We start from the raw sequence: 815 nt of genomic DNA on the forward strand, positions 1-815 counted from the left end.
GTGCAAGCCATAGCTTCGGTGGCGTGTTTAGCCCCGTTACATTTTCGGCGCAGAGTCACTCGACCAGTGAGCTATTACGCACTCTTTCAATGGTGGCTGCTTCTAAGCCAACATCCTGGTTGTCTGTGCAACTCCACATCCTTTCCCACTTAACACACACTTGGGGACCTTAGCTGATGGTCTGGGCTGTTTCCCTTTTGACAATGGATCTTAGCACTCACTGTCTGACTCCCGGAATAAAGTTTGTGGCATTCAGAGTTTGACTGGACTTGGTAACCCTTGGCGGGCCCCGCACCCAATCAGTGCTTTACCTCCACAACTCATCTTCCGAGGCTAGCCCTAAAGCTATTTCGGGGAGAACCAGCTATCTCCGAGTTCGATTGGAATTTCTCCGCTACCCCCACCTCATCCCCGAATTTTTCAACATTCGTGGGTTCGGGCCTCCAGTGAGTGTTACCTCACCTTCACCCTGGACAGGGGTAGATCACACGGTTTCGGGTCTACGTCTACATACTCATGCGCCCTATTCAGACTCGCTTTCGCTGCGGCTCCGCCTCTTCAGCTTAACCTCGCATGCAAACGTAACTCGCCGGTTCATTCTACAAAAGGCACGCCATCACACATATAGAGTGCTCTGACTTCTTGTAAGCACACGGTTTCAGGTTCTTTTTCACTCCGCTTCCGCGGTGCTTTTCACCTTTCCCTCACGGTACTGCTTCACTATCGGTCGCTAGGTAGTATTTAGCCTTGGCAGATGGTCCTGCCGGATTCCGACGGGGTTTCTCGTGTCCCGCCGTACTCAGGATCCCTCTAGG

At 52.4% G+C, this 815-nt stretch carries 1 rRNA gene; it reads right to left on the minus strand.

Features of this window, described 5'->3' with window-relative positions:
- Positions 1–815: ribosomal RNA gene (locus ICC18_RS33360) — 23S ribosomal RNA — on the minus strand; the annotation flags it as partial.

Origin of the sequence: Paenibacillus sedimenti (assembly GCF_014534655.1) — a bacterium.
Classification (GTDB): Bacteria; Bacillota; Bacilli; order Paenibacillales; family NBRC-103111; genus Paenibacillus_E; species Paenibacillus_E sedimenti.